This is a genomic window from Kitasatospora sp. NPDC093558, assembly GCF_040683475.1.
GTDB lineage: Bacteria > Actinomycetota > Actinomycetes > Streptomycetales > Streptomycetaceae > Kitasatospora.
In genome coordinates this window covers 1-2,842 of record NZ_JBFBDY010000566.1, presented here as the reverse complement: position 1 = coordinate 2,842, position 2,842 = coordinate 1, and the positions used below count along the sequence as shown (strand labels likewise).

The 2,842-nt window shown below is 69.8% G+C and carries 3 protein-coding genes; all 3 read right to left on the bottom strand.

Annotation, left to right across the window (positions count from 1 at the left end; genetic code table 11):
- Positions 1-249, bottom strand: a 249-nt coding sequence (locus AB0O00_RS31525) for a hypothetical protein (RefSeq protein ID WP_363657581.1), incomplete at its 3' end; no start/stop codon positions are given.
- A 964-nt stretch (positions 250-1,213) separates the two neighbouring features.
- Positions 1,214-1,759 carry a DUF4913 domain-containing protein gene (locus tag AB0O00_RS31520; protein ID WP_363657579.1) on the bottom strand — a complete coding sequence of 182 codons (546 nt, stop codon included), beginning with the start codon at positions 1,757-1,759 and terminating at the stop codon, positions 1,214-1,216.
- On the bottom strand, positions 1,752-2,842 hold a 1,091-nt coding region (locus AB0O00_RS31515), incomplete at its 5' end, for a TraM recognition domain-containing protein (RefSeq protein ID WP_363657577.1). The genes AB0O00_RS31520 and AB0O00_RS31515, both read right to left, overlap by 8 nt.

The following is a 2,842-nucleotide window of genomic DNA, read 5'->3' as shown; positions in this document are numbered from 1 at the left end:
CTCGCCAGTGCCGTCGGACGTGTCGCCGTCCGCATCGGCCAGCTGTGCCCGCCGGACTCCCGGGTGATCCGCAGCCACCTCGTAGCCCGTCGTCTCGCGGAACCGGCATTCCTGATCGAACAGGCCGCGATTGGCATCGACCGTCAGCTCAACGCACCCCGCCGAGTTATGTCTGCCCCCGGGCTTTCTCACCTGCCGGTTGCGGCTATCGCGCCGCCGCCTCCCGTGCGGCCAGGAGAGCCACAGCACGAGGCACTCCTGGCAGTGCAGTTCGGGACGGACTGGCTCGCGGCCCACACCGCCCGGCAAGCGGCTGAGCGCCTACCCGCGGCGACGGTCGGCGAGTTGGTGGCCACGGCCGGCCACACTGCGGGCGCCCACCTGTTCTCCGCTCGCCTGATCGAGCAGACCCGTGACCTCTTGGCCTCGGACCCTGTCGGCCACGCCACGCTGACCACGGCTGCTCAGGCCCTTCGTGCCGCTGCCCAGGCATGGCACGACGCCAAGGACAGTTGGGGCCCGAGGCTCGGTAGCGCCCCCGAGGTCTCGATGCCCGGCTATCCCAGGGAGGCCGAGTACATCGTTGTCCGGATCGGCCGAACCCTTTTCTCGTCCGGTTGGACGCCTCGCGATGGCGCGCGGCGAGCCACCAGAGTCCCGAACGAGATCATTGCTGCTCCGACCGACGTGGCGCCACTCCTCGCCGCGGTTCATGCAGTCCCTGCTGCGGGGCAGGCCCTGGCGGAGCACACGCCGCGGATCGCCGCCACCATGGTGGAGCGCGGCATTCTGTTGAGCTCTGACCTCCCCAACAATCCGCGTGGCAGTACGCCGGAGGATCAGTTTCGGGACGGTTGGACGAGGTGGTACTCGGCGTCGCCCGAACAGATCGTCCAGGTTGTGTCGGCATACAACTCCGCCCGACAGGCGTCGGCTGCAGCCCAATTGGCCACGGCCAAGGCGGCTGAGGCTGCGGGGCATCCGCTCAGCCGGGCTGTGCTCGACGCAGACCGGCGGCGGACGCTCGGGTTCACTGGGGATCCGGCCCGGGACGTGCAGCGGGTGAACGTGGCTGCTGCTCGCGCTCGCAGCGTGACAGCTCCCCGTTCTACGCCGGAGCCGGCGTACATGGCGAAGCATCGGGCAGCAGAGCTCGCCCGGGAGGTTGGTGCTCTTCACCCGTTGAAGAAGAGGACGAGGTAGGGGCGGTTGGTCAGCCGCTGTCCTCGACTGTGTGCCAGGTGCTGGGTACGCGGCCGGGGAGGCGGTGGTCGGTGCGGTGTTCGCCTTTGGTGCAGCCAGCGAAGGGGCCGGTGGGGCTGCGGAGGTCGGTGATGTGGGGGCGGTAGTGGTCGCGGTACCAGATGCTGGGGCCGGTGAGGCCGCAGGTGGTGGGGTCGGTGAGTTCCTGCCAGGCGAGCCAGGTGGCGTGGAGGAGGCCGACGGCGTCCCAGTGTTCGGTCCACAGGTGGCACCAGCGGGCGTCGGCGGAGGGTTCGGCGAGGATGCCGGGGACGAGGACGCCTTCGACCCATTCGGCGAGGAGGCGGAGTTCGGCGTCGAGTTCTTCGCCTTCGAGGAGGAAGATGAAGGGTGGGTACTGCCGCTCCTCGTTGGGCGTGGGGTCCTCGGCGGTGGGCTGGCCGTGTGACGGCAATTCGGCTCGTAGGGCGCGGAGTTCGGCTTTGAGGTCTTCGATGTCCTCGGCCATGGCGGCCGGGCTGGGGAGGTCGCTGTGAGGGCCGACGGCGTCAGTCACGGCGGGCTGCCTTCCGCTGCTCCCAGGCGGTGTTGGCGCGTTTGGTGATGGAAGCTTCCTCGGCACGCAGGGACGGGCCGAGGTGGGTCATCGTCCTCTCCTCGTACCAGGGGCGCAGCGCGATCTGGGCGATGGGCGTGCCGGTGGACAGGAGGAGGGCGGTGCCGCGTTTCATGGCGCGAATGTCGGCGGCTTCGCGGATCGGCTCGCGGTGTTCGCTGATCGAAGTGGAGCCGCCGTCACGGGACTTGGTGGAGGAGCCGCGGGTGATGTCGTGGTTGCCGACGAGGGTGGCGATGTCGGTGACGAAGCGGGGGTCGTCGAGGCCGACGCCGATGATCTTCTTGGTGGCGGCTGACCACAGGGCGTCCATGCCGACCTCGCCCCACGCCTTCACGCCCTGGCGGTAGGACTGGAGGATCGTGATCGGGGTGATGCCGCGGGAGCCGAGGTGGCTGTAGAGGTCGGGGAGGTCCTCGATGCGGCAGATGTTGGCGGCTTCGTCGAGGATCGCGCGCATCGGCTCGGGCAGGCGTCCTCCGTGGCGTTCGCCGGCATCGGCGCCGGCGGTGAAGACGCTGTCGGCGATGGCAGCGACGACGGCCGAGGTTGCGCCGCCCTTCTTGCTGAGCAGGTAGAGGGTGTCGTGGCTGAGCGCGAAGTCGTCGGGGCGGAAGCGGGGGAGGTGGCGGTCGGGGGTGACCCAGGCGAGGACCTTCTCGTCGCGCAGGGCGCTGACGGCGGTGCGGGCGTTCTGGTAGATGCCGGACTGGGTCTCTTCGGCGATGTTGACGGAGCTCTCGACCTGTTCGGCGAGGACTTCCTCGTGCTGGTAGAGGATGCGCAGCGGGGCCTTCTCGCGGGGGTCGGCGAGCCAGCGCAGGACGTCGCGGACGCTGGCGCCGTCCCACCAGGCGGCGCGGAAGAGGCCGACGAGGAGGTCGCTGGCGCCCTGGGCCCAGAAGGGGTCGGCGGCATCGGACTTGACCTGGTTGACGAAGTGGCTGGCGAGGCGTTCGGCGCGGTCGTGGGTCTCGGCTTCGGCGTTCTGGTCCCACCAGCAGGTGCGCTGGACCTGGGCGA